This window comes from Microbacterium sp. lyk4-40-TSB-66 (assembly GCF_030209475.1).
Classification (GTDB): domain Bacteria; phylum Actinomycetota; class Actinomycetes; order Actinomycetales; family Microbacteriaceae; genus Microbacterium.
The window spans coordinates 87,730-109,686 of the sequence record NZ_JARVRW010000004.1 but is presented as its reverse complement, the minus strand read 5'-3'; the positions used below and the strand labels follow the sequence as shown (position 1 = coordinate 109,686).

The 21,957-nt window shown below is 68.9% G+C and carries 26 protein-coding genes; 12 read left to right on the top strand and 14 right to left on the bottom strand.

What is annotated here, in order from left to right; genetic code table 11:
• Nucleotides 1–52 precede the first annotated feature (52 nt).
• The 5 genes from QRO03_RS08090 to QRO03_RS08070 all read left to right on the top strand — a co-directional run bounded on the left by QRO03_RS08090 (nucleotide 53) and on the right by QRO03_RS08070 (nucleotide 3,609).
• Nucleotides 53–1,627, top strand: a complete 1,575-nt coding sequence (locus tag QRO03_RS08090) for an alpha/beta hydrolase family protein (RefSeq protein WP_285137010.1) — start codon at nucleotides 53–55, stop codon at nucleotides 1,625–1,627.
• Nucleotides 1,624–2,139: a hypothetical protein gene (locus QRO03_RS08085; protein ID WP_285137009.1), complete on the top strand. Its 516-nt coding sequence runs from the start codon at nucleotides 1,624–1,626 to the stop codon at nucleotides 2,137–2,139. The genes QRO03_RS08090 and QRO03_RS08085 overlap by 4 nt, the downstream gene beginning before the upstream one ends.
• A gap of 79 nt (nucleotides 2,140–2,218) precedes the next feature.
• Complete coding sequence (locus QRO03_RS08080; protein WP_285137008.1) at nucleotides 2,219–2,494, top strand: hypothetical protein; 276 nt, start codon at nucleotides 2,219–2,221, stop codon at nucleotides 2,492–2,494.
• Entirely contained in the window at nucleotides 2,487–2,933 is a 447-nt protein-coding gene (locus QRO03_RS08075; RefSeq protein WP_285137007.1) for a hypothetical protein, read from the top strand. The genes QRO03_RS08080 and QRO03_RS08075 overlap by 8 nt, the downstream gene beginning before the upstream one ends.
• 220 nt (nucleotides 2,934–3,153) lie before the next feature.
• Complete coding sequence (locus tag QRO03_RS08070; protein ID WP_285137006.1) at nucleotides 3,154–3,609, top strand: hypothetical protein; 456 nt, start codon at nucleotides 3,154–3,156, stop codon at nucleotides 3,607–3,609.
• A gap of 12 nt (nucleotides 3,610–3,621) precedes the next feature.
• On the opposite strand, the gene QRO03_RS08065 is transcribed toward QRO03_RS08070, so the two are convergent.
• Together QRO03_RS08065 and QRO03_RS08060 are read right to left on the bottom strand one after the other, a co-directional pair.
• A complete protein-coding gene (locus tag QRO03_RS08065; RefSeq protein WP_285137005.1) occupies nucleotides 3,622–4,293 on the bottom strand; it encodes an alpha/beta hydrolase family protein in 672 nt (223 codons plus the stop codon).
• Complete coding sequence (locus tag QRO03_RS08060) at nucleotides 4,290–5,099, bottom strand: YflT domain-containing protein (protein WP_285137004.1); 810 nt, start codon at nucleotides 5,097–5,099, stop codon at nucleotides 4,290–4,292. Before QRO03_RS08060 ends, QRO03_RS08065 begins: the two co-directional genes overlap by 4 nt.
• Nucleotides 5,100–5,170: 71 nt before the next feature.
• On the opposite strand from QRO03_RS08060, the gene QRO03_RS08055 reads away from it, so the two are divergent.
• From QRO03_RS08055 to QRO03_RS08045, 3 genes are read left to right on the top strand one after another with little or no spacing between them, the layout of a single operon-like run.
• Nucleotides 5,171–6,490 carry a magnesium transporter gene (locus tag QRO03_RS08055; protein WP_285137003.1) on the top strand — a complete coding sequence of 440 codons (1,320 nt, stop codon included), beginning with the start codon at nucleotides 5,171–5,173 and terminating at the stop codon, nucleotides 6,488–6,490.
• A complete protein-coding gene (locus QRO03_RS08050; protein WP_285137002.1) occupies nucleotides 6,490–7,017 on the top strand; it encodes a DUF1003 domain-containing protein in 528 nt (175 codons plus the stop codon). The genes QRO03_RS08055 and QRO03_RS08050 overlap by 1 nt, the downstream gene beginning before the upstream one ends.
• Nucleotides 7,014–8,177 carry an Mrp/NBP35 family ATP-binding protein gene (locus tag QRO03_RS08045; protein WP_285137001.1) on the top strand — a complete coding sequence of 388 codons (1,164 nt, stop codon included), beginning with the start codon at nucleotides 7,014–7,016 and terminating at the stop codon, nucleotides 8,175–8,177. The genes QRO03_RS08050 and QRO03_RS08045 overlap by 4 nt, the downstream gene beginning before the upstream one ends.
• A 47-nt stretch (nucleotides 8,178–8,224) precedes the next feature.
• Here the strand turns inward: QRO03_RS08045 and QRO03_RS08040 are convergent, their stop codons facing one another.
• Entirely contained in the window at nucleotides 8,225–8,596 is a 372-nt protein-coding gene (locus QRO03_RS08040; protein ID WP_055953679.1) for a twin-arginine translocase TatA/TatE family subunit, read from the bottom strand.
• A 72-nt stretch (nucleotides 8,597–8,668) separates the two neighbouring features.
• On the opposite strand from QRO03_RS08040, the gene QRO03_RS08035 reads away from it, so the two are divergent.
• Nucleotides 8,669–9,307: an O-methyltransferase gene (locus QRO03_RS08035; RefSeq protein WP_285137000.1), complete on the top strand. Its 639-nt coding sequence runs from the start codon at nucleotides 8,669–8,671 to the stop codon at nucleotides 9,305–9,307.
• Nucleotides 9,308–9,392: 85 nt separating this feature from the next.
• Here QRO03_RS08035 and QRO03_RS08030 read toward each other — a convergent pair whose 3' ends face one another.
• The 3 genes from QRO03_RS08030 to dapE all read right to left on the bottom strand — a co-directional run bounded on the left by QRO03_RS08030 (nucleotide 9,393) and on the right by dapE (nucleotide 11,947).
• Nucleotides 9,393–9,563, bottom strand: coding sequence for a DUF3117 domain-containing protein (locus QRO03_RS08030; RefSeq protein ID WP_074615842.1), 171 nt, complete (start codon nucleotides 9,561–9,563; stop codon nucleotides 9,393–9,395).
• Between the two features lie 90 nt (nucleotides 9,564–9,653).
• Entirely contained in the window at nucleotides 9,654–10,874 is a 1,221-nt protein-coding gene (locus tag QRO03_RS08025; RefSeq protein WP_285136999.1) for a putative hexosyltransferase, read from the bottom strand.
• On the bottom strand, nucleotides 10,871–11,947 hold the full coding sequence (gene dapE / locus QRO03_RS08020; RefSeq protein WP_285136998.1) for a succinyl-diaminopimelate desuccinylase: 1,077 nt from the start codon (nucleotides 11,945–11,947) through the stop codon (nucleotides 10,871–10,873). The genes QRO03_RS08025 and dapE overlap by 4 nt, the downstream gene beginning before the upstream one ends.
• A gap of 44 nt (nucleotides 11,948–11,991) precedes the next feature.
• On the opposite strand from dapE, the gene dapD reads away from it, so the two are divergent.
• Nucleotides 11,992–12,912 carry a 2,3,4,5-tetrahydropyridine-2,6-dicarboxylate N-succinyltransferase gene (gene dapD / locus QRO03_RS08015; RefSeq protein ID WP_285136997.1) on the top strand — a complete coding sequence of 307 codons (921 nt, stop codon included), beginning with the start codon at nucleotides 11,992–11,994 and terminating at the stop codon, nucleotides 12,910–12,912.
• 98 nt (nucleotides 12,913–13,010) lie between these two features.
• Here dapD and ddaH read toward each other — a convergent pair whose 3' ends face one another.
• The 7 genes from ddaH to QRO03_RS07980 form a co-directional block, all read right to left on the bottom strand.
• Nucleotides 13,011–13,772: a dimethylargininase gene (ddaH, locus tag QRO03_RS08010; protein ID WP_285136996.1), complete on the bottom strand. Its 762-nt coding sequence runs from the start codon at nucleotides 13,770–13,772 to the stop codon at nucleotides 13,011–13,013.
• 182 nt (nucleotides 13,773–13,954) lie between these two features.
• Entirely contained in the window at nucleotides 13,955–15,253 is a 1,299-nt protein-coding gene (locus tag QRO03_RS08005) for a citrate synthase (protein WP_285137319.1), read from the bottom strand.
• 275 nt (nucleotides 15,254–15,528) lie between these two features.
• The gene (gene dapC / locus QRO03_RS08000) at nucleotides 15,529–16,632 is read right to left on the bottom strand and encodes a succinyldiaminopimelate transaminase (protein WP_285136995.1); all 1,104 of its coding nucleotides are present in this window, start codon (nucleotides 16,630–16,632) and stop codon (nucleotides 15,529–15,531) included.
• Between the two features lie 3 nt (nucleotides 16,633–16,635).
• Nucleotides 16,636–16,956 carry a ferredoxin gene (gene fdxA, locus QRO03_RS07995; protein ID WP_055953658.1) on the bottom strand — a complete coding sequence of 107 codons (321 nt, stop codon included), beginning with the start codon at nucleotides 16,954–16,956 and terminating at the stop codon, nucleotides 16,636–16,638.
• Between the two features lie 53 nt (nucleotides 16,957–17,009).
• Complete coding sequence (locus tag QRO03_RS07990; RefSeq protein WP_285136994.1) at nucleotides 17,010–17,423, bottom strand: histidinol dehydrogenase; 414 nt, start codon at nucleotides 17,421–17,423, stop codon at nucleotides 17,010–17,012.
• A gap of 88 nt (nucleotides 17,424–17,511) precedes the next feature.
• Nucleotides 17,512–17,826 (bottom strand): AzlD domain-containing protein, encoded by a 315-nt coding sequence (locus tag QRO03_RS07985; RefSeq protein ID WP_285136993.1) that lies wholly within the window; start codon nucleotides 17,824–17,826, stop codon nucleotides 17,512–17,514.
• Nucleotides 17,823–18,551 carry an AzlC family ABC transporter permease gene (locus QRO03_RS07980; RefSeq protein WP_285136992.1) on the bottom strand — a complete coding sequence of 243 codons (729 nt, stop codon included), beginning with the start codon at nucleotides 18,549–18,551 and terminating at the stop codon, nucleotides 17,823–17,825. Before QRO03_RS07980 ends, QRO03_RS07985 begins: the two co-directional genes overlap by 4 nt.
• A gap of 66 nt (nucleotides 18,552–18,617) precedes the next feature.
• Between QRO03_RS07980 and QRO03_RS07975 the strand changes: the two genes are divergently transcribed.
• Both QRO03_RS07975 and QRO03_RS07970 read left to right on the top strand, forming a co-directional pair.
• Complete coding sequence (locus QRO03_RS07975) at nucleotides 18,618–19,169, top strand: helix-turn-helix domain-containing protein (protein ID WP_285136991.1); 552 nt, start codon at nucleotides 18,618–18,620, stop codon at nucleotides 19,167–19,169.
• Nucleotides 19,170–19,298: 129 nt separating this feature from the next.
• On the top strand, nucleotides 19,299–19,667 hold the full coding sequence (locus QRO03_RS07970) for a DUF2200 domain-containing protein (RefSeq protein WP_285136990.1): 369 nt from the start codon (nucleotides 19,299–19,301) through the stop codon (nucleotides 19,665–19,667).
• 148 nt (nucleotides 19,668–19,815) lie between these two features.
• On the opposite strand, the gene typA is transcribed toward QRO03_RS07970, so the two are convergent.
• The gene (typA, locus tag QRO03_RS07965) at nucleotides 19,816–21,726 is read right to left on the bottom strand and encodes a translational GTPase TypA (protein ID WP_285136989.1); all 1,911 of its coding nucleotides are present in this window, start codon (nucleotides 21,724–21,726) and stop codon (nucleotides 19,816–19,818) included.
• Nucleotides 21,727–21,957 lie beyond the last annotated feature (231 nt).

The window sequence follows — 21,957 nt, the reverse complement described above, 5'->3', positions numbered from 1 at the left end:
CGTGAAACCCTCGGCCGATCGCGTCCTCTTCACATGGGGGCTGCTGTCGAGCGTGTACCGCTCCCCCGAAGCCCCCGAGCTGCAGCAGAGTCTGCGGCTGCTCGATCCGGCCGCCGCCGAAGTCGATACGGGCCTTCGTCGCGCGCGAGCGGCGCTCGAGACGCTGGCCGACGAGCTCGAGGCGGTGAACCGCCGACGCGACGCCCTCGTCGATGAACTCCGCAACCTCTCGGCGACGAAGGCTCTGACTCTCCCGGAGCCGGATGACGCCCTCGTCGGACGTCTGAGGGACGCCGCGCAGGCCGATCGGGAAGCCTCATTCCGGCGGGACTGCGCCACCCTCGTCGATGGGTGGGATTCCGCGGCGAGGGCATGCGCCGCGGCGCTGCGGACGATTCCCGACGTGTCGTGGACCCTCACCCGCGATCTCCCCGTCGATGAGGGTGAGCTGGAGGCTCCCTCAACCTCGATCCTCGACGAGGCCGCACTCCCGCTCCTCCACCGGCTCAGCCGTGGAGGGGCAGCGGATGCCGCTCGCCTCCTGCGCGAGAACCCGGAGTGGGCCGCGATCATCCGGCGCGGACGACCCGAAGCGGTAGCAGAGTGGTGGGCGGGGCTCTCGCCCTCGGCGGCTGCGGCGATCGCCGCAGGCGCGCCCGCCCTGGTAGGCAACCTCGACGGCGTCGCTCTCAAGGACCGCGTGACGGCGAACCGTAACCGCGCGGCAGCGCACCTGACCGAGCTTCGCGCGGCGCGTGACCGGGCGGTCGGCATCCATCCCTCTGCGGGTGGTCGACGATCCCGTGCCTTGCCCTCAGCCGGTATCGACGCCATCGAGCGGGAGACGGCCTATTTCGAGGCCGTGGCCGACGGCCGGAAACAGCTGTACGCGTGGGACTCCCACCAGGGCTCGCTCATCGAGATGTCAGGGAATCCGTCGACCGCGAAAGCCGCTCTCTTCGTCGTCCCCGGTACGAACACGACAGCCGACTCGTTCTATGGAGAAGACCCCGTGACCGGATTCGCGGATTGGCAGGTGCGAGGCGGCCGAGAACACGTCATTGCGTTCACCGTGATGACCGGCCCCATGCCTCAACTGCGGGATATTCCCTACGGCGGGGGTCCTCAGTGGAACGAATACGCGCACGATCGTGCACCCGAGCACGCGCGGTTCATCCAGGGTGTGCGCGCTACGGATCCGAGCCTCTGGACGATGAGCTATGAGCATTCTTACGGCGGCGGCGTCGGCAGCGCCGCCGAGGCGTACGGCGGCATCGTGGATACCCGGTTCTTGGCCGCGTCCGTCGGCGCGGTGGACGGGTACGCGCCTGCGGATGGGACAACCTATTACTCGGCGCAGGGGCCGGACGATATCAACCGCTACTACGCGGGCCTCCAACTGGGGCCGCTCGGGTTCGGTGAAGGTCCCGAGTCATTCGGCGGCGTCCAGATCGTCAATTCGGGGCTCCCTGGCACTAACCCGGCCCATGTCGCTCTGGGCGTTCCCCTGGTCGTGGCTGCGAGCGTCGAGCATCACAACGCGCTGATGAGCGATGACGAGGAAGTCAACGGGACAGTTCTGAACGCGGTCAATCAACTACTGAACAAGGCAAAGGCACACCGATGAGACGACTGACGGCACTCGGCGTACTAGTTCTCTCGGCATTCTTCGGCGGTTGCTCCGCACAGGCAGCCACCTATACCGAGGTGCGCGCCGAGACGCTGGATACCCTGCAAACAGTTTCGAACTTCGTCCCAGAGCCGAAGCAGATCCTCGTCACCCCAGAATTCGATCCGTATCCGTGCAAGGACGTACTGACCGCGCAACCCGCCGCAGGCGCTTTCTTCACGGGCCAATGGGCGCTTTTCGTTGGGGACGACTTCGATATCCCCCAATTTGTTCGAGAGGTCCCTCATCTTCTGGGCGACGACTGGCGAGTCGAAGAGCTTGGCATACCAGTGGAATTTGCCGAGGTATACCTCGTCCGAAGTGCCCCGCGTATGACCCTAAAAATCGAAGAGTCGACAATCGACGGTCGCAAAGCGCTCGATCTCCTGGCGATTTCACGTTGCGGTTCAATCACCGCAGATGAGCGCCTCGCAACCTGGCCACCACCTACTCCAGAGCCCGCACCCTGACTCGTGACGCAGCACGATTAGGCATACTCGCGCCTCGCAAGACCGCAACCGTTACTGCGCCGGCCAGGGCATCGGGTTCATGGGTTTCGACATCGCGCCCGAAAGCTTCCCGGGAGTGCGGATCGTCGATACCGGGCTGCCAGGATTCGACCCGTGGAAGCTCGCCGGCGCGTCGCCCCTCGTGATCAAGGACAGTATCGACCACCACAACGCTCTGATGAGCGACGACGAACATACCAACGGGGACGTGCTCCGTTTTGTCAAGAAATTCTTGAAGAGGGAACGGCGTGAAGCGGATACTCGCGGTCCTGGCATTGATAGCCGTGCTCGGACTTGGAGGATGTGGGATGAATAAGCCGACCTATGAGACCGTCCGTGGGGAAGTAACCTCCACCCTCGATGAGGTGGTGGCTGTCATCCCCGACCCGAAGGAGATTCAACCTCAATCCGAGGGCGAGCCCTACCCATGCGACGACCCGATGCTGCTCGCGGATCGAGAGGGAGCTTTCTTCACAGGGCACTGGTTCGTGTACGTGCCAGAGAGCTTCGATATCGATGCGTTCATTGCGAGCTTGCCCGGCCTTCTGGGCGACGACTGGGAGGTGCGTGATCCTCAGATCGAGGTCTCGTTCGCGAACGTTGACCTACTGTACAAACCGCTCAGCCTCACGGTGAGCGTCGAAGAAGCGTTGACGGGCGACCGTCCGGCAATCGAACTCCTCGCCATCTCACGCTGCGGCATCCTCCCCGACGACGCCAAACCTCGTGAGTCGCGAGGTGGCCGCGGGAGTTGAGACCGCCCTCACACCCCGCGGACGAACACCCCCACCACCGGAGCCAACCCCGCGCCGATATCGAGAGCCGGCCGCCGTGCGCCCTTCACCTCGAACGAGTGGCCGTCGCTGCCTAGACATTGCAGCCAGCCATCCTTCGGACGAGAGGTTCAGCCGAGTGAGACGCCCCCTTTGCATCGCAATTGTCATCGTGTCCGTTGGATTATTGGGAGGCTGCGGCATGTCCACACCGTCGTACACCGAAGTGCGCAGCGAAGCACTCGATGCACTGCAACTCGTTGCTGATTTCGTCCCGGGGCCGAAGGAGATCGTCCCAACCCCCGAGTTCGAACCGTACTCGTGCGACGACGGTCTGACCCTGAGCGGCGGGTCGGGTTCGTTTTATACCGGTCAGTGGGCAATCTTCGTGGACGACAGTCTCGACATCTCACGCTTCATCGAAGAAGTGCCCGAGCGATTGGGTGACGAGTGGCACGTCGAGGAGTTGGGAGTGCCGGTGAACTTCGCCGAGGTGTACCTCACTCGCGATTCGCCCCGAATGACGCTGACCGTTGAAAAGAACACCATTGATGGCCGCAAAGCCATCGACCTCCTCGCTATATCCCGGTGCGGACGCATCACGGACGAAGAGCGTTCAGCAACCTTCCCTCCGCCGACACCTCGATCAGCACCGTAGCGAGCGAGCGCGTCACCACACCCCGCGGACGAACTCCCCCACCACCGGAGCCAACCCCGCGCCGATGTCGAGAGCCGGCCGCCGTGCGCCCTTCACCTCGAACGAGTGATTGCCGTCGGCGACCCAGTGCACCCGGGCGTGCTGGCACGAGGCGACGACCTCGTCGAACTGCGACCGAGGATCGATGAATGGGTCGTTCTCCCCCTCGACGAACAGTTGTGGAACCTCGATGGCGGGCAAGTGGTCGCGTCGCGGCTTGTCGGGCCGACCGGGCGGGTGCAGGGGGTAGCCCAGGTAGACCAGCGCCGCGGGCGCGATGACCTTCTCGGCGCACGCGACCGACGCCATCCGCCCGCCGTACGACTTGCCAACGGCCGCCCAGGGTCCGGGGGCCGCGGTGCCGAGCCACGCCTGCACGCCGGCCCACGTCGCGACGGCGTGCGGGGCGGGTCCGGGCATGCGGCGACCGGCCTCGACGTAGGGGAACACGAAGCGCAGCACCGAGACGCCGTCCGCCACCAGAGCATCCGCCAGTCCGGCGAGGAACGGGTGCTCCATGCCCGCGCCCGCTCCGTGGGCCAGGGCGATCGTCGCCCACGGTGATTGCGCCCGTGCCCACAGTCCCGATACGTCTGAGACCCCCGTCGGCAGCGTGACGGGGATGCGAACGGGCTCGGTGCTCACCGTGGCGTGGAGTCGCCGTCTGAAGCTTCGGCGTCGTCGTCCCGGCGCGGTGACGGAGTCACGCGCTCGCCGTACCGGGGCGGCTCCTCGCCGCCCGGCGCGGGCGACGCAGCGGGCGTCGCCGTGGGTGCCGGCGGGCGCGGCGGAACGGCAGGGGCATCGCCCGCAGGCGACACACGCTCCCCGTACTGCGGGGGCCCTGCCTCACCGACAGGCGCGGTGACCGCCGGACGGGGCGCGGTCGAAGGAGCCTCGGCGCCCGGTGCCAGCCGCTCGCCGTACCGCGGTGGCGCCGTGTCGTCCGGGGCGGGGCGCGATACGACGGTGCGCTGCGTCCCCGTCGGGCCGACGATGCCGCGCGCCTTGTGCACACTGGCCGCGGCGACGCACACGTCGTAGTGGTCGGCGGCGACCTGCATGACCGAGGCGAAGTCACGACGACGGCGCACGATCGAGTAGGTGCCCAGGCTCAGCAGCATCCCGAGCGCCATTCCGACGAGCAGAACGCCGATGAAGGCGGAGATCTCCACGGTCGGCGTCCCGAGCACGAAGATGAACGCGAAGAGCAGACCGAGCATGAGACCGTTCAAGGCGCCCGAACGGGCGGCCGTGGCGTAGCCGAGCTTGCCGGTGATGCGCTCGATCGAGCGCAGTCCCGACCCGACGATGGCGATGTCGCGCGCGGGGACCTCACCGGCGATCAACGACGAGACCGTCTTCTGCGCCTGCTCGTACGTCGGGAACGAGGCGATCTTCTCGCCGACCTCGTCGCGACCGGCACCCGGACGCTGCGCGAACATACTCATTTCACCATCCTGTCACGCGCGCCTGACCGTTCCCGAGGTGTTCACCGAGACCTGCGGACTACGCTGGACCGGTGAGCACGCAGAGGGTTTTCGTCGCCCGCTTGACGGGCTGCACGGTGTTCGACCCGGCGGGAGACCGTCTGGGCAAGGTGCGCGACGTCGTGGTGATCTACCGCGCGTCGGCGGCGCCGCGCGTCGTGGGGCTCGTCGTCGAGATCCCCGGCCGTCGACATGTGTTCGTGTCCATCGGGCGCGTCACCTCCATCCAATCGGGTCAGGTCATCACGACCGGCCTGATCAACGTCCGCCGCTTCCAACAGCGCGGTGGCGAAGTACGGGTGATGGCCGAGATGCTCGGTCGCCGAGTGAGCCTCGTCGACGGCTCCGGTGGCGCGGTCATCGAAGACGTCGCGATCGAGCGCAACCGCCTCGGCGAGTGGGACGTGGGCCAGCTGTTCCTGCGTCGCCCGCGCACGAGCGCCTCACCGTTCGCCAAGGGGGCGACGACGTTCGCCGCCTGGGGCGAGGTGCGTGAGAACCAGGCGCCGGGCGAGGCGCAGTCCGCCGAACAACTCGTCGCCACGTACTCCGAGCTCAAGCCCGCCGATCTCGCCAACACCCTCCTCGATCTGCCCGAAGAGCGTCTGATCGAGGTCGCGGAAGAGCTCAGCGACGACCGCCTCGCCGACGCCCTCGAAGAGATGCCCGAAGACGAGCAGGTGCACATCCTCGAGCAACTGGGCGACGAGCGCGCCGCCGACATCCTGGATGCCATGGAGCCCGACGACGCGGCCGACCTCCTCGGTCAGCTGCCCGAGTCCCGCTCCGAGCAGTTGCTCGAGCTGATGGAGCCCGAAGAAGCCGACGACGTGCGCGCCCTGTTGCAGTACGGGCCCGACACCGCCGGTGGGCTCATGACGCCCGAGCCCATCGTGCTGTCGGCGGATGCGACGGTGGCCGAGGCTCTCGCCCTCATTCGCCGGCACGAGCTGCACCCCGCCCTCGCGGCATCCGTGTTCATCACCCTCCCGCCGTACGAGACGCCCACCGGGCGACTCCTGGGCACGGTGCACTTCCAGCGGATGCTGCGCTACCCGCCGCACGAGCGCCTCGGCGCCATCATCGACGACACCCTCGAGCCCGTGCCCGCCGACGCCACCGCGGCCGAGGTGGCGCGCCTGCTCGCCAGCTACAACCTCGTGTCGCTCCCCGTGGTCGATCAGGCGCATCGCCTCGTCGGCTGCGTCAGCGTCGACGACGTGCTCGACTATCTGCTGCCCGATGACTGGCGCACGCACGACGGCGACGATCCGACACCCAAGACGACGACCCGGCAGCTCTCGACGCAGAGCATCCCCACCCAGATCCCGCACACCCCGAGGAGGCGCTGATGGCACGCACAAACCGACGTCCCGCCCTCGACGCCCCACGCGGTCGCACCGGGGTGCTGGCGCCCCGGGCCCCCCAGCCCTCGCGCGACCGTTTCGGCCGCTTCACCGAGTGGGTGGCGCGGGCGATGGGTACGCCGACGTTCCTGGCCTCGCTGACGCTGTTCTGCGTCCTGTGGATGGGGTTCAACTCTCTCGCGCCCGAGGACTGGCGCTTCGACTCCGCCGCGATCGGCTTCACCGCCCTGACGCTCGTGCTCTCGCTGCAGGCGTCGTATGCGGCCCCCCTCATCCTTCTCGCGCAGAACCGGCAGGACGACCGCGACCGCGTGCAGATCGAGCAGGACCGCCAGCGCGCCGAACGCAATCTCGCCGACACCGAGTACCTCGCCCGCGAGATCGTCGCGCTGCGCATGGCCGTGCGCGACCTGACCGACGAGGTCATCACGAAGGACTCCTTGCGCGCCGAACTCAAAGCCGCCCTGGAGCGACTCGACGAGCACGACGAGCACCCGCGGACCGGCTCGTGACGGCGGAGCTCGCCTCGGCCGAACTCGCGGAGCGCGTCAGTACGGCTGTCGCGGCCGTCACCGATCCCGAATTGCGTCGTCCCCTCGGGGAACTCGACATGCTGCGCGGAGTCGAGGTTCGCGGCGCGATCGCCGAGGTCGCGATCGCGCTGACGATCGTCGGCTGCCCGGCCGCAGATCGCATCGAGCGCGATGTCCGGGATGCCGCGGCTTCGGTCACGGGCATCGAAGCCGTCGACGTGCGGATCGGCGTCATGTCGCCCGACGAGCGCAAGGCACTGACCGAGAAGCTCCGCGGTGGGAGGGCGAAGCGCGAGATGCCCTTCGGTCCCGATTCACTCACCCGCGTGATCGCGGTGACGAGCGGCAAGGGCGGCGTCGGCAAGTCGACCGTCACCGCCAATCTCGCCGTGGCCCTCGCTGCGCGCGGGCTCCGCGTCGGACTCGTGGACGCCGACGTGCACGGGTTCTCCATTCCCGGTCTGCTCGGTCTGGTCGACACCGACGGCCTGCCGCCGGCACCCACGAAGATCGACGACCTCATCCTCCCGCCCGTCGCCTACGGCGTGAAGGTCATCTCGATCGGCATGTTCCTGCGTCGTCCGGGAGAGGAGGCTGCGGGCGCGGTCGCCTGGCGCGGTCCGATGCTGCACCGCACCGTGCAGCAGTTCCTCACCGACGTGTTCTTCGGCGACCTCGACGTGCTGTTGCTCGACATGCCGCCGGGCACGGGTGATGTGGCGATCTCGGTCGGCCAACTGCTCCCCCACGCGGACGTGCTCGTCGTGACGACCCCGCAAGCGGCCGCGGCCGACGTCGCCGTCCGCTCCGGGCTCGTGGCCCGCCAGACGGGTCAGCGACCCATCGGCGTGATCGAGAACATGTCCGCGATGACCCTCCCCGACGGGACCCTGCTCGACCTGTTCGGCGCCGGGGGCGGTGAAGCCGTGGCCCGTGCCCTCTCGAGCGAGAACGACGACGTCCCCCTGCTGGCATCCGTCCCCCTGAGTTCCGTCCTGCGCGCGGGCGGCGACGACGGTCGTCCCGTCGTCATCGCCAGCCCCGACGACCCCGCCGCCCGCGCGATCACCGCCGCCGCCGCGGCCCTGGCGGTGCGCCCGCGCGGGCTCGCCGGCAAGCCGCTGCGTCTCGGCGTCTGAGGCCGCCCGGTCTCACCGACCCGAGGGAGGGAGTGGCGCCCGCGCGGTCAGGTGGCTTCGTCGTCGAACGGGGGACGCTCCCCCGCGACGAAGGGCGTCGTCTCGGGCTTCTCGCGCGCGGCCAGAGCCGCCGCGCCCGCCGCGCGCATGGTCGCGGTCGGCGTGTCGTCGAGCAGAGCCTCGCGGATGATGCGACGCGGATCGTACTGACGCGGATCGAGCTTCTTCCAGTCGACGTCGTCGAACTCGGGGCCCATCTCGTCGCGCATCCGCGACCTCGCGCCCTGCATGGTCTCTTTGGCACGCTTCGTGAACTTCGCCAACGCCTCTGCGTAGCGGGGCAGACGCTCGGGTCCGATGAGGACCGCGGCGATCACGCCGATCAGCATCAGCTTCTCGATCGTGAGGCCGAAGAACATGGCTCCAGATTACCGGCCGCGCCTGGGGGTCCCGCACCGATCAGCCGTCTAGCCTGAAACGAGGAGGTCCACGTGAGCGGTCAGCAGGCGAACGAGCGGTTCGTACAGGAGTCGACGGTCGAGCCCGAGCACATCGCTCGCGCACGGGCGCATGCGCTCGAACTGGGTGCGGCGCCCATCAGCGCGGCGGTCGGTGCGCAGGCGGCGGTCCTCGCGGCGGCATCCCGAGCCCTCAACATCGTCGAAGTCGGCACCGGCGGCGGTGTATCGGGCCTCTGGCTCCTCCACGGTTCGCCACGCGCGACCCTCACGACGATCGACAACGAACCCGAGCACCTCGGTGCTGCGAGGTCCGCGTTCATCGACGCGCGCGTGCCCGCGGCGCGTGCGCGGTTCATCACCGGCCGGGCATCCGATGTCCTCCCGCGCATGAACGAAGCGTCCTACGACATCGTGTTCATCGATGCCGATCCCGAGGGCGTCATCGAGTACGTCGAGCACGGTCTGCGATTGGTTCGCGCTGGCGGCACCGTCCTCATCCCCCGCGTGCTCGCGAACGGCGCGGTCGCCGATCCCGTGCGGCGCGACGCGGTGACTACGGCCTACCGCTCGCTCATCCAAGAAGTTCAGAGCTCGCCCGCCGTCATCGGCGCCTTGTCCACCACGGGCGAGGGCCTCCTGCAACTGACGACACGCCCGACCGACGTCTGAGACGGCCCAGCACTCGCACAGCCTACGTCCCGAGAAAACACGGAAGGCCGACCCCGAGGGGCCGGCCTTCTCACGTTGACGGTCGTCAGGCGGTGACGACGCCCCCGAGGACGTCGTACAGTTCTTTCGCCTCGGCATCGTTCACGGAGACGACGAGTCGTCCACCCCCCTCGAGCGGCACCCGCACGATGATCAACCGACCCTCCTTCACGGCCTCCATCGGTCCGTCACCGGTACGCGGCTTCATGGCTGCCATCGCGGCCCCCTTCTCATGATTGCTCTCCGACTAGTTTAGTCGGTCGCCGGCGCGACCCGCCGTCAAAGGTCGTCACCGGGCGACGCGAGGTCAGGGAATCTGCCAGTACGTGTTCCCGAGCGCGTACATGTTGTAGATCCACCACCACTGCCCGACCAGGGCGAGGGCGAGCATTCCGAGACGCCACGGCAACGATTTCGGCACCGCGAGGGCGCCGAAGAGCGGCGACGCCGGCACGAGTAGCCGGAAGACGCTGGACTGCGGGAAGAACACCAGCAGCAGGTATATGAGGTAGCTCGCCGACCAGAGGCGCACCTCGATCCCGAGCTTGTTCACCTGGGGCAGCAGAAGCAGACCGGCCGCGACGGCGAGCACCAGCAGGAAGAGGGAGATGTAGCCCATCTCGGGTCCGAGACCCCACTGCGTGAACCAGAAGCCTGCGGCCTTGACCCACCCGTCGACCGGCACGAACCCGCTCTCACCGCCCAGCCAGTTGCGCCGCCAGGCGAGCTCAGTGGCGAGGTAGGCACCCGGGTCGCCGGTCACCGCAGCGGCGATCCACTGCCATGAGAAGCCCACGAGGGTGGCCAGAGCGCCCAACGACACGATGTGCGCGACGTCGCGCGCGGGCAGCGCCTCGCGGCGACGGCGGAGGAAACGATGGATGCCGTAAAGACCGAGGAACAGAGCGAAGGCCAGGATGCCGGGGCGGGTGAAACCCATCGCCGGCACCAGCAGGTACAGCCAGCCCCACCGTCGTCGCTGGACGCACCGGATCGCCAGGAACAGGAGGAAGAGGAACAGCGTCTCGGCGTACCCGACCTGGAACAGTGCAGCGAGCGGGCCGCAGGAGAAGAGCACGACCGCCCACATCGCGGCATCCCCTCCGATGCGCTCCCGCAGCATGGCGTGCAGCACCGCGCAGGCCCCGTAGCCCGCGATGAGAGAGACGACGACGGCGCCGGCACCCCACGACCCGAGGAAGAATCCGACGCCGGCCGAGAGATACGCGTACAGCGGCATGAACGCCCAGGCGTTCTCGGCGATGTGCCCCGCCTCCGCCAGCGGAAGCTGCGACGGGTACCCCGACACCGCCACGGTCCAGTACCACTGGGCGTCCCAGCCGATCGCGAGGTCCGGCAGCGAGGGGGCGACCCCGAAGCGGGACCCCTCGGCCGACAGCGACGCCGCGAACAGGAAGAAGGCCGTCGTGATGAGACGTGCGAGCACGTAGACGATGGCGATGCGCGCCGCGACGGGGAGCCGCGTCCACGCGTTCCCGGTGGTGGAGACGGCGGCCGGGGCGGTCACGGCGCGCTCAGCCAGGCGCGGAGTCCGCGCTCGACCGCGTCGATCTGCGCGACGGGGACGCGCTCCTCGTCGTGGTGCGCGAGGTGCGGATCACCGGGGCCGTAGTTCACCGCCGGGATGCCGAGCGCCGAGAACCGCGCCACATCGGTCCAGCCGTACTTGGGTTTGGGCGTGGCACCGACGGCATCCACGAACTCCTTCGCCAGGGGTGCGTCGAGCCCCGGGCGCGCTCCCTCGGCGACGTCGACGATGTCGATCTCGAAGCCCGTGAACACGTCGCGGACGACGCGCGCCGCACCCTCGGCGTCGCGGCTGGGCGCGAAGCGGTAATTGACCTCGATCTCGCAGGCGTCGGGGATGACGTTTCCGGCGACGCCGCCCGAGATGCGCACGGCGTTGAGTCCCTCGCGATAGACGAGTCCTTCGACCTCGATCTCGCGGGCACGGTACTCGGCCAGGCGCGCGAGGATCGGTGCGGCCTTGTGGATCGCGTTCTCGCCGATCCAGGAGCGGGCGCTGTGCGCCCGCACGCCGTCGGTGCGGATGAGGGCACGGAGCGTGCCGTTGCAGCCCCCCTCGACCTCGCCGTTGCTGGGCTCGCCGAGGATCGCGAAATCGCCGGCGAACAGGTCGGGGCGGTTGCGCGAGAGGCGCCCGAGACCGTTGAGCGTGGAGTCGACCTCTTCGTGGTCGTACCACATCCACGTGATGTCGACCGCCGGGGCGACGAGCTCCGCCGCGAGTTTGAGCTGCACCGCGACACCGGCCTTCATGTCGACCGTGCCGCGCCCCCAGAGGAAGGCTTCTCCGTCGATCTCGCGGTCTTCGACCGGGAGATTGCGGTTGATGGGCACGGTGTCGATGTGCCCGGCGATGACCACGCGTCGGCTGCGACCGAGCGAGGTGCGGGCGACGATCGTGTCGCCGTCGCGAATGACCTCGAGGTGGTCGTAGGCGGAGACGGCGGCCTCGATGGCATCCGCGAGGGGGGTCTCGTCGTCGGAGACGCTGGGGATGTCGCAGATCGCCCGGGTGAGGTCGACGGACGAGGCGGAGAGGTCGAGCACGGGCATGCCCCCGATCATTTCACACGCGTCCGCGCCGGTAGCCTGAGGGTGTGAGCAACGAACGACGCATCAGCGGTGCCGGCCTCTCCACGCGGACCCTCGACGGAACGGTGCTCGACGCCTGGTTCCCGCAGCCGGTGCTCGGGTCCCCCGACGACCTTGATGCCGCACGGGAAGCCCTCGAGGCCTCCGCCGGTCCCGATGAGCGACGCGGTGTGGTCGTCGAGACGGTGGCGCTGACGATCGACGCCGACACGGCACCCTCCTCCACCGTCGACGCCTATCTGCGTCTGCACGCGCTGTCGCACCTGCTCGTGCGTCCGAACGAGATCAATCTCGACGGCGTCTTCGGACACCTCCCCAACGTCGCGTGGACCAACGCCGGTCCCGTGCACCCCGACGACGCGGCGCGTCTTCTCCCGCTGCTGAAGCGCCAGGGCATCGAGGTGCAGGGGCTGGACAAGTTCCCCCGTCTGACCGACTACGTACTGCCCGTCGGCGTACGCATCGCCGACGCGTCGCGCGTGCGCCTGGGCGCTCACCTCTCCCCCGGAACGACGGTGATGCACGAGGGCTTCGTCAACTTCAACGCCGGAACACTCGGCGCCTCGATGATCGAGGGCCGCGTCTCGCAGGGCGTCGTCATCGGCGACGGGACCGACATCGGCGGCGGCGCGTCGATCATGGGCACGCTGTCGGGCGGCGGCTCGCATCGCGTCTCGATCGGCGCACGAACGCTCCTCGGCGCGAACGCGGGTATCGGCATCTCGCTCGGCGACGACTGCGTGGTGGAGGCGGGCCTCTACGTCACCGCCGGCACGAAGGTGAGAGTCGGCGACGACACGCTCAAGGCCGGCGAGCTGTCGGGCCGCGACGGCATCCTGTTCCGTCGCAATTCCCTCACCGGCGCCGTCGAGGCCTCGGCGCGAGCCGGTGTCGGAGTGACCCTGAACGAGGTACTGCACGCCTGACGGCGCGAACCCCTCCGCGAAGAAGGACATTCGCGCGAAGAAACGCTGCGTCGCGGCCTCCCGCGGGAGGGGCGTTCTTCGCGACGATGGCGCTGCCGTCAGTCGCGCAGGCGCACCGATAGGCAGGTGACGCAGCCCTCGAGCTTCTCGAACTCGCTGACCTCCACGGCCACGACCTCGAGTCCGCGGGCGCGATGCGCGGCGGCCGTCCGCGGCGCATCCGTCGACATCAGCACCGTGCGCTCGTCGAGCACGACCACCGCGGTGCCGTGCTCCTCCGGAACGGCAGCGAAGGAGGAGAACAGCGCGGGGTCGTCGACGAGCGGCTCGAAGCCGATCACGGTGCCGTCCGGCAGTGCGGTCACGCCCGATTTCAGGTGCAGCACCTTCGTCACCGGGATCTCGCGCACCTCCCAGCCGCGCGGTTCGACGATCTCGCGCACCTGCGCGATGCCCGCGGCGTTCGTCCGCGACGATGCGCCCACGTAGACCGTGCGGCCGACCTTGAGCACGTCTCCGCCGTCGAGCGTCCCCGGCGCGACGATCTCGGCCGTCTCGATCCCGGATGCCACGACCCCGGCCCGCACGGTCTCCACCTCGCCGCGGCGCGAGGCGGCCCCCGCCCGGCACAGCACCGCGATGTCGCCGAAGATCACGACGGCATCCTCGACGAACACCCCGTCGGGCTGGTCGTCGGCCGGTGCGATCTCGACGATTTCCCAGCCGCGCGAGTGGAAGGCGTCGACATAGGCGTTCCACTGCGTGAGCGCGAGATCGGCGTCGACGGGGACACGATCGAGGTGGGTGAGCTCACCCTCGGCGAGCAGCGGCGAGGGGCGACGGACGAGCAGGCGCGGCATGCCCCGACCCTACTGGGTCAAGTCCGGGGCTTCGATCGGGGCCGCACGGCATCCGTTCCCGTGTCCCGCGCATCATGACCATGTCCCACATCGTGCCGGTGGGGTCGCCTTCAACCGCACGAAAGGGGACATGGCAACGCCCCGCCCCTCGCGCAGAGGGACGGGGCGTGGCGGACCGGCGGTCAGCCGATGCCGGGGTAGTTGCGCTCGGCAGCGCCCGTGTACAGCTGCTGGGGACGGCCGATCTTGGTCTGCGGGTCGGTGATGGCCTCGCGCCACTGGGCGAGCCAGCCGGGGAGGCGTCCGATCGCGAACAGCACCGTGAACATGCGCGTCGGGAAACCCATCGCCTTGTAGATCACGCCGGTGTAGAAGTCGACGTTCGGGTACAGGCGACGCTCTTTGAAGTAGTCGTCCTCGAGGGCGATCTGCTCGAGCTCCTTCGCCAGATCGAGCAGCGGGTCGCTGACGCCGAGGGCCTCGAGCACCTCGTCTGCGGCGCCCTTGACGAGCTTCGCCCGCGGGTCGTAGTTCTTGTAGACCCGGTGACCGAAGCCCATGAGCTTGACGCCGTCTTCTTTGTTCTTGACCCGCTCGACGAATCGCTCGACGCTCTCACCCGAGTCACGGATGCGGCCGAGCATCTGCAGGACGGCCTCGTTCGCGCCACCGTGGAGGGGGCCGGAGAGCGCCTGGATGCCGGCCGAGATCGACGCGAACTGGTTCGCCCCGGTCGAACCGACCAGACGCACAGTCGAGGTCGACGCGTTCTGCTCGTGGTCGGCGTGCAACATGAGAAGGAGGTCGAGCGCCTTCGTCATGACGGGATTGACCTCGTAGAGCTCGCTGAGCACGCCGAAGTTGAGCTTCAGGAAGTTGTCGACGAATCCCAGCGAGTTGTCGGGGTAGAGGAACGCCTGCCCGATGCTCTTCTTGTGCGCGTAGGCCGCGATCACGGGGAGCTTGGCGAGCATGCGCACCGTGTTCAACTCGACGTGCTCGGGGTTGTGCGGGTCGGACTCGGCCTCGTAGTAGGTCGACAGCGCAGCGGTCGCGGCCGACAGCACCGACATGGGGTGCGCGGTCGGGGGCAGCGACGAGAAGAAGCGCTTCAGGTCTTCGTGCAGCAACGTGTGACGGCGGATGCGCTCGTCGAATGAGGCCAGCTCGGATGCCGAGGGCAGCTCGCCGTAGATGAGCAGCCACGCCACCTCGAGGTAGGTGCTGTTCTTCGCGAGCTGCTCGATGGGATACCCGCGGTACCGCAGGATGCCCTGATCACCGTCGATGTAGGTGATGTCCGACTTCGTCGACGCGGTGTTCACGAAGCCGTAGTCGAGGGTCGTGTGACCGGTCTGCTTGGTCAGCGACGCGATGTCGATGCTCGGCACACCGTCGGTGCCCCGCAGGACCGGGAATTCGGCGGTGGAACCCCCCACCGTGAGGGTGGCCTTGTCGTGCTGAGTACCCGCGTCGCTCACCGCGCCTCCTTGCGATTTCTGGTCGCCCGTGTGGTCGATCGCGGGTCCTGAGGCCCCCGCGTCCTGTCGACCGGTGGATGCCACGGGTGTGTCATCCGGGTCGGCACGCGCACGGATGGTTGACCCGAGCACAGTGCTTTTACAGCCTAGTAGTCGCGCCGACGTACAGACGACACCGCCAAAGGATGTCCCCATCGAATGGAGGGATCCTCCTGTGCGCGTCGCGCGGCGTGCACGGGCGGCCCCGTATCGGCGGGCCGGGCGACGGGCGGTGGCTAGGCCTGGAGCCGCTCCGCCGCGGCGCCGATCCGCTCGTCGGTCGCCGTGAGTGAGAACCGCACGTGGTTCGGGAAGTGCTCCCCGTAGAAATGCCCGGGACCGACCAGGATGCCGAGATCGGCCAGGCGCCCCACGCTCTCCCAGGCATCGCGCCCCTCGGTCGCCCACAGGTAGAGGCCGCCCTCGCTGCGATCGATGGTGAAGCCGGCCGCCTCGACGGCGGGCTTGAGCAGGGCGCGACGGCGGGCGTACAGCTCACGCTGCGCGGCGACGTGGGCATCGTCGCCGAGGGCGACGGTCATCGCCCGTTGGACGGGAGCCGGCGGCATGAGTCCGAGATGCTTGCGCCCTATCAGCAGCCGCGCCACGAGCGCCGGGTCTCCGGCCAGGAACGCCGCGCGATACCCCGCGAGATTGGACTGCTTGCTGAGCGAATACACCGACAGCACGCCGGTGAAGTCGTCACCCACGACGGACGGGTCGAGCACGCTGGGCACGCGCTCGGCGTCCCACGGTGCGTCCCATCCGAGTTCGGCGTAGCACTCGTCGGATGCCAGGACCGCACCGATCTCGCGAGCCCGCGTCACGGCATCCCGCAATTCACTCGTCGACAGCACACGTCCGTCGGGATTGCCGGGCGAGTTAATCCATACGAGCTTCGCGTCGGCGGGCCAGTCCGCCGGATCATCGGATGCCACCGCCGTGGCGCCCACGAGACGGGCGCCGACCTCGTAGGTCGGATATGCCGCACGAGGGTGCACGACGGCGTCGCCCGGGCCGAGGTTCAGCAGTAATGGGAGCAGCGCCACGAGCTCTTTCGAGCCGACCGTGGGCAGCACGTTCGCCGCATCGAGACCGGGGACCCCGCGGCGACGGTCGTACCACTCGGCGATGGCCCCGCGCAGCGCCGGGGTCCCCGCGGTCTGCGGGTAGGAGTGCGCGTCGGTCGCGTCCGCCAGCGCCTCGGCGATCACGGCGGGGGTGGGATCGACGGGCGAGCCGATCGACAGGTCGACGATGCCGTCAGGGTGCCGCCGCGCGCGCTCCGCGTAGGGGGCGACGGCGTCCCAGGGATAGTCGGCGAGGTCGGCGACGCCCACGGCTCAGTGGCTCTGCGGGGGCAGCTGCGAGATGACGGGGTGATCCTTCGCGATCACGCCGACCTTGGCGGCACCACCGGGCGAGCCGATGTCGTCGAAGAACTCGACGTTGGCCTTGTAGTAGTCGGACCACTCTTCGGGGAGGTCGTCTTCGTAGTAGATCGCCTCGACGGGGCAGACGGGCTCGCACGCACCGCAGTCGACGCATTCGTCGGGGTGGATGTAGAGCGACCGTTCACCCTCGTAGATGCAGTCGACGGGGCACTCGTCGATGCAGGCGCGGTCCTTGACATCGACACACGGGAGGGCGATCACGTAAGTCACCCGCTCAGTCTAATCGCGCCGGGGAACGCGGCCCCCGCAGCGAGGCCGGGGACCTAGGATTCGGCGGGTCGAGAGGGCGCCGGGGAAGAGGCGGCGCGCAGCCGCGAGAAGTCGGGCCACATCGCCACGAGCACCATGAGTGCCGGACCCACGACGGTCCAGACCAGCGGAACCCACTCGGTTCCGGCCGTCGGAGCGGCGACGATCGCGGAGCCGCCGGGACCCACCTGCGAGAAGAGGTACGTGGCCGCGGTGATCCCGAGGCCGCCCGCGAGGGCGTTGATCCGGTCACCGGTGAGGGTGCGGAGCGCGACGAGCAGCGCGGCGCTCCCCACGGTCGCCAGGATCAGCCCGAGCGGGATCGGACCGACGAGGAACGCTTGGCCGACCGTTCCCGCCGTGCCGTAGAACGCGCCGATCAGGAAGGCGATCGCCCACCCGACGATCCGCAGAATCGTGGAACTCACCGCGTCAGTCTAGGAGCGGACGTCGATGGGGCGGCTGGGAACCCCGATCGCCGGTGACGTCGCTCGTCGCCCGAGCATCCGTCACGTCTCACGCCGCCAGCCCCCACATCCGAAGGAGCGCCGCCGTCACCGCAGCGCCCGCGACGACCACGAGGAACGGCGCCCGCGCCCACAGCAGCAGTGCCGCCACCGCCACGGCCGGAAGGCGCGCGTCCACGACGATCGCCGGTCCCGCCCCGAGCGTCTGCACCATCACGAGCGCGGCGAGGAGTGCCACCGTCAGCAGGTCGGCGATGCGCGCCGGGCGCGGGGCATCGAGCCAGCGCGCGGGGAGCAGATACCCCACCGCCTTCAGCGCGACGCAGATGATGGATGCCAGGAGCACCGCGGTCCACAGGGTCATGGCATCCCCTTCTCTTCCGCCGTGGCGCTCGGTGCGGGCGACGGTCGACGTGGATCGAACAGCCCCACCGTCACCGCGACGCCGGCGGCGGCGATGACGGGGATGCCGGGCATGAGCCACGGGGTGAGAAGCGCCGCGACCACCGCGGCACCGGCGGCGACCGCGAGGGGCTGGCGTCCGCGCAGCCGTGGCCACAGCAGCGCGAGGAACGCCGCCGCCGCGGCGGCGTCGAGGCCGTAGGTGCGGGGGTCGCCGAGCACGTCACCCAGAAGCGCGCCGACCAGCGTCGACACGTTCCAGCCGAGCCAGATCGCGATGCCGGTGACCCAGAAGCCCGCCTGCCGCGCACGCGGGGTGTCCTGCGACAGCCCCACGGCGACGGATTCGTCGATGGTGAACTGCGTGGCCGCGGCCTTCCGCCAGAAGTCGCCCGCGATGACGGGGGCCATCCGCATCGCGTAGGCCGCGTTCCTCACTCCGAGCAGAGCCGACGATGCGATGGCGGCCGGTGCCGCCGCGAGCCCTCCGGCCGCGACGACCCCGACGAAAGCGAACTGCGATCCCCCGGTGAACATCAGCAGGCTCAGCACGCAGGTCTGCCAGACATCGAGTCCGGATGCCACGGACAGGGCGTCGAACGAGATGCCGTAGGCGCTGGTGGCCAGCGCGACGGCGAGACCTTGCCGAGACGCCACACCCTCAGGTGTTCGGTGAAACGAACGCATGGACATCATCGTGAACGATACCGAGGCTGTTCGTCAAGTCGAACGATCGGTGAGCATAATGAACGCATGACGGATCTCGGTGACCGCATCGCGACGACCCTCCGACGCGAACGCGAGAGACGCGATCTCAGCGTCTCAGAACTCGCCCGTCGCGCGGGCGTCGCGAAGGCGACAGTGTCGCAACTGGAGACCGGCGGCGGGAATCCCAGCGTCGAGACCCTCTGGGCACTTGCATCCGCTCTCGAGGTGCCCTTCGCCGTACTGGTCGACGAGGGGGTCCGCTCCCCCACCCTGATCCGCGCGGGCGAGGCGGCGACGGCCGTACCCTCGTCGGCATCCGATTACCTCGCCGTTCTGCTGTCGGCGAGCCCCCCGTACGCGCGCCGCGACATCTACCTGCTCAGCGCGGAACCCGGTTCACCGCGGGAGTCCGACCCGCACCCCCGAGGCACCGTCGAACACCTGGTGATGGTCACCGGGCGCGGGCGCGTGGGCCCCGTCGACGACCCGTACGAGCTGTCGCCCGGCGACTACCTCTCGTATCCCGGCGATGCGCCGCACGTCTTCGAGGCGCTCACGCCCGGCATGAGCGCGGTGTGCGTGGTCGAGTCGCACTGACCGCCCCCTCGTCGAGTGTCCACGACACTCCGCGCGGACGGGGTCCCGGGCGGCGTTTCCTGGACACTCGGCAGGTCTCCGAAGCGACGCCGGTCGACGCGGGCGCCCGCGCGCGTTATCGTGCCGATCATGTCCCGCATCTTCGGCGTCGCGTTCTCGGCCGTCTATCCGCTCTACCTCGCGAAGGTCGAGCGAAAGGGACGCACCAAAGACGAGCTGGATGCCGTGATCCGCTGGGTCACGGGCTTCGACGACGAGGAACTCGCCCGCCACGCGGCGGGCACGACGACGTTCCGCGAGTTCTTCGACGAAGCGACGCTGAACCCGCGCGCCGACCTGGTGACGGGCGTGATCTGCGGCGTCCGGGTGGAGGAGATCGAGGATCCCCTCATGTACCGCATCCGCGTGCTCGACAAGGTCGTCGACGAGCTGGCGAAGGACCGACCCCTGGCGAAGGTGCTCCGCGATCCGGCGCCCGCGGGTGCGACGAAGGGCTGAGGTCGCGCCGCCCATCCGCCTGAGCGGAGGTTCCTGAGCTCGTCGACGGGACCGGTGACTTCGACAGGCTCAGCCACCTCGCGCCGCGCGCACGCGAAAGGCCCCGCCGAGCACGAGGCTGGGCGGGGCCGGTTCGAGAAGCGAACGCTTACGCGTTGGCATCCTGACGCTTGAGGCGCGAGGCGGCACGGCCTCGTTCGGTCGCATCGAGGTTGACCTTGCGGATACGCACGGCCTCCGGGGTGACCTCGACGCATTCGTCGTCACGGGCGAACTCGAGGCTCTCTTCCAGCGTCAGCAGACGCGGGGGCGTCATCGATTCGAAGGTGTCGGAGCTGGCCGCGCGCATGTTGGTCAGCTTCTTCTCCTTCGTGATGTTGACGTCCATGTCGTCGGCGCGCGAGTTCTCGCCGATGACCATGCCCTCGTAGACCTCCTGCGTCGGCTGCACGAAGAAGCTCATGCGCTCCTGCAGGGCGATCATCGCGAACGGGGTGACGACACCCATGCGATCGGCGACGATAGAGCCGTTCTGACGCGTGGAGATGTGACCGGCCCACGGCTCGTAGCCGTGCGAGATCGCGTTGGCGATACCGGTGCCTCGCGTGGTCGTGAGGAACTCTGTGCGGAAGCCGATGAGGCCGCGCGAAGGCACGACGAACTCCATGCGCACCCAGCCGGTGCCGTGGTTCGTCATGTTCTCCATGCGACCCTTGCGACCGGCGAGCAACTGGGTGATCGCGCCGAGGTACTCCTCGGGGGAGTCGATCGTGAGGTGCTCGAACGGCTCGTAGGTCTTGCCGTCGACCTTCTTGGTGACGACCTGCGGCTTGCCGACGGTGAGCTCGAAGCCCTCGCGCCGCATGTTCTCGACGAGGATGGCGAGGGCGAGCTCGCCGCGGCCCTGGACCTCCCACGCATCCGGTCGGCCGATGTCGACGACCTTGAGCGAGACGTTACCGATGAGTTCGCGGTCGAGGCGATCCTTCACCATGCGTGCGGTGAGCTTGTGGCCCTTGACCTTGCCCATGAGCGGCGAGGTGTTGGTGCCGATCGTCATCGAGATGGCGGGGTCGTCGACCGTGATGGCCTTGAGCGGACGCACGTCCTCGGGATCGGCGATGGTCTCGCCGATCGTGATGTCGGGGAAGCCGGCGATGGCGACGATGTCACCGGGGCCGGCGTCGTCGGCGGGGTAGCGCTCGAGCGCGCGGGTCTTCAGAAGCTCCGTGATGCGGGCGTTGCTAGTCGTGCCGTCGGCGCGCACCCAGGCGACGGTCTGGCCCTTCTTGAGCGTGCCGTTGAAGACGCGCAGCAGCGCGAGGCGGCCGAGGAAGGGGCTGGAGTCGAGGTTGGTGACCCACGCCTGCAGTGGCGCCTCGTCGTCGTACGCCGGGGCCGGCACGTGCTCGAGGATCGCACCGAACAGGGGCTCGAGGTCGTCGTTGTCGGGCAGCGAACCGTCGGCGGGACGGTTGAGCGACGCAGCGCCCGCACGGCCCGAGGCGTAGACCACCGGAACGTCGAGCAGCGCGTCGACGTCGAGGTCGGGCACATCGTCGACGAGGTCGGACGCGAGGCCCAGCAGCAGGTCGTGCGCCTCTTCTTCGACCTCGGCGATGCGCGCGTCGGGGCGGTCGGTCTTGTTGACCAGCAGGATGACGGGGAGCTTGGCCTCGAGGGCCTTGCGCAGCACGAAGCGCGTCTGCGGCAGCGGGCCCTCGGACGCGTCGACCAGCAGCACGACGCCGTCGACCATCGACAGGCCGCGCTCGACCTCGCCACCGAAGTCGGCGTGGCCCGGGGTGTCGATGACGTTGATCGTCACGGGAACGTCGCTGTGAACGCCCTTGTAGGTGATCGCCGTGTTCTTGGCGAGGATCGTGATGCCTTTTTCACGCTCGAGGTCGTTGGAGTCCATCGCGCGCTCTTCGACGTGCGCGTGGTCACCGAACGAGCCGGTCTGGCGGAGCATGGCATCGACGAGGGTCGTCTTGCCGTGGTCGACGTGCGCGACGATCGCGACGTTGCGGAGGTCAGGACGAAGGGCGTGCGCCATGGAGGGTCTCCAGGAAAATTCGGGGTGGCGCCCGGAATCGGGCCTGGCCAGTCTACCGGGCGCCCGCGACACTCCCGGCAGGCGACGTTCAGGAAAGGCTTCGGCACCCGAAGGAGCCGCAATGTCGCTCGTCCCCAGCGGGCGGATCCCGACGAGGGAGGACGCCGTCCGGCGCCCCGACCAGGGAGGACGCCGCCCCTCCCCGACCTACGACGAGGGGCGGCGTCCACC

Bases quoted from the DNA above. Each gene is read 5' to 3' on its own strand.
- QRO03_RS08050 (WP_285137002.1), top strand. From the start codon at position 6,490: ATGGCACGCACAAACCGACGTCCCGCCCTCGACGCCCCACGCGGTCGC.
- QRO03_RS08075 (WP_285137007.1), top strand. From the start codon at position 2,487: ATGAATAAGCCGACCTATGAGACCGTCCGTGGGGAAGTAACCTCCACC.
- dapE (WP_285136998.1), bottom strand. From the start codon at position 11,947: ATGCCCGTGCTCGACCTCTCCGCCTCGTCCGTCGACCTCACCCGGGCG.
- QRO03_RS08080 (WP_285137008.1), top strand. From the start codon at position 2,219: ATGGGTTTCGACATCGCGCCCGAAAGCTTCCCGGGAGTGCGGATCGTC.
- ddaH (WP_285136996.1), bottom strand. From the start codon at position 13,772: ATGCCGCGCCTGCTCGTCCGTCGCCCCTCGCCGCTGCTCGCCGAGGGT.
- QRO03_RS07985 (WP_285136993.1), bottom strand. From the start codon at position 17,826: ATGACCCTGTGGACCGCGGTGCTCCTGGCATCCATCATCTGCGTCGCG.
- QRO03_RS08085 (WP_285137009.1), top strand. From the start codon at position 1,624: ATGAGACGACTGACGGCACTCGGCGTACTAGTTCTCTCGGCATTCTTC.
- typA (WP_285136989.1), bottom strand. From the start codon at position 21,726: ATGGCGCACGCCCTTCGTCCTGACCTCCGCAACGTCGCGATCGTCGCG.
- QRO03_RS08070 (WP_285137006.1), top strand. From the start codon at position 3,154: ATGTCCACACCGTCGTACACCGAAGTGCGCAGCGAAGCACTCGATGCA.
- QRO03_RS07980 (WP_285136992.1), bottom strand. From the start codon at position 18,551: ATGCGTTCGTTTCACCGAACACCTGAGGGTGTGGCGTCTCGGCAAGGT.
- QRO03_RS07975 (WP_285136991.1), top strand. From the start codon at position 18,618: ATGACGGATCTCGGTGACCGCATCGCGACGACCCTCCGACGCGAACGC.
- QRO03_RS08030 (WP_074615842.1), bottom strand. From the start codon at position 9,563: ATGGCAGCCATGAAGCCGCGTACCGGTGACGGACCGATGGAGGCCGTG.
- QRO03_RS08040 (WP_055953679.1), bottom strand. From the start codon at position 8,596: ATGTTCTTCGGCCTCACGATCGAGAAGCTGATGCTGATCGGCGTGATC.
- QRO03_RS08060 (WP_285137004.1), bottom strand. From the start codon at position 5,099: ATGAGTATGTTCGCGCAGCGTCCGGGTGCCGGTCGCGACGAGGTCGGC.
- QRO03_RS07970 (WP_285136990.1), top strand. From the start codon at position 19,299: ATGTCCCGCATCTTCGGCGTCGCGTTCTCGGCCGTCTATCCGCTCTAC.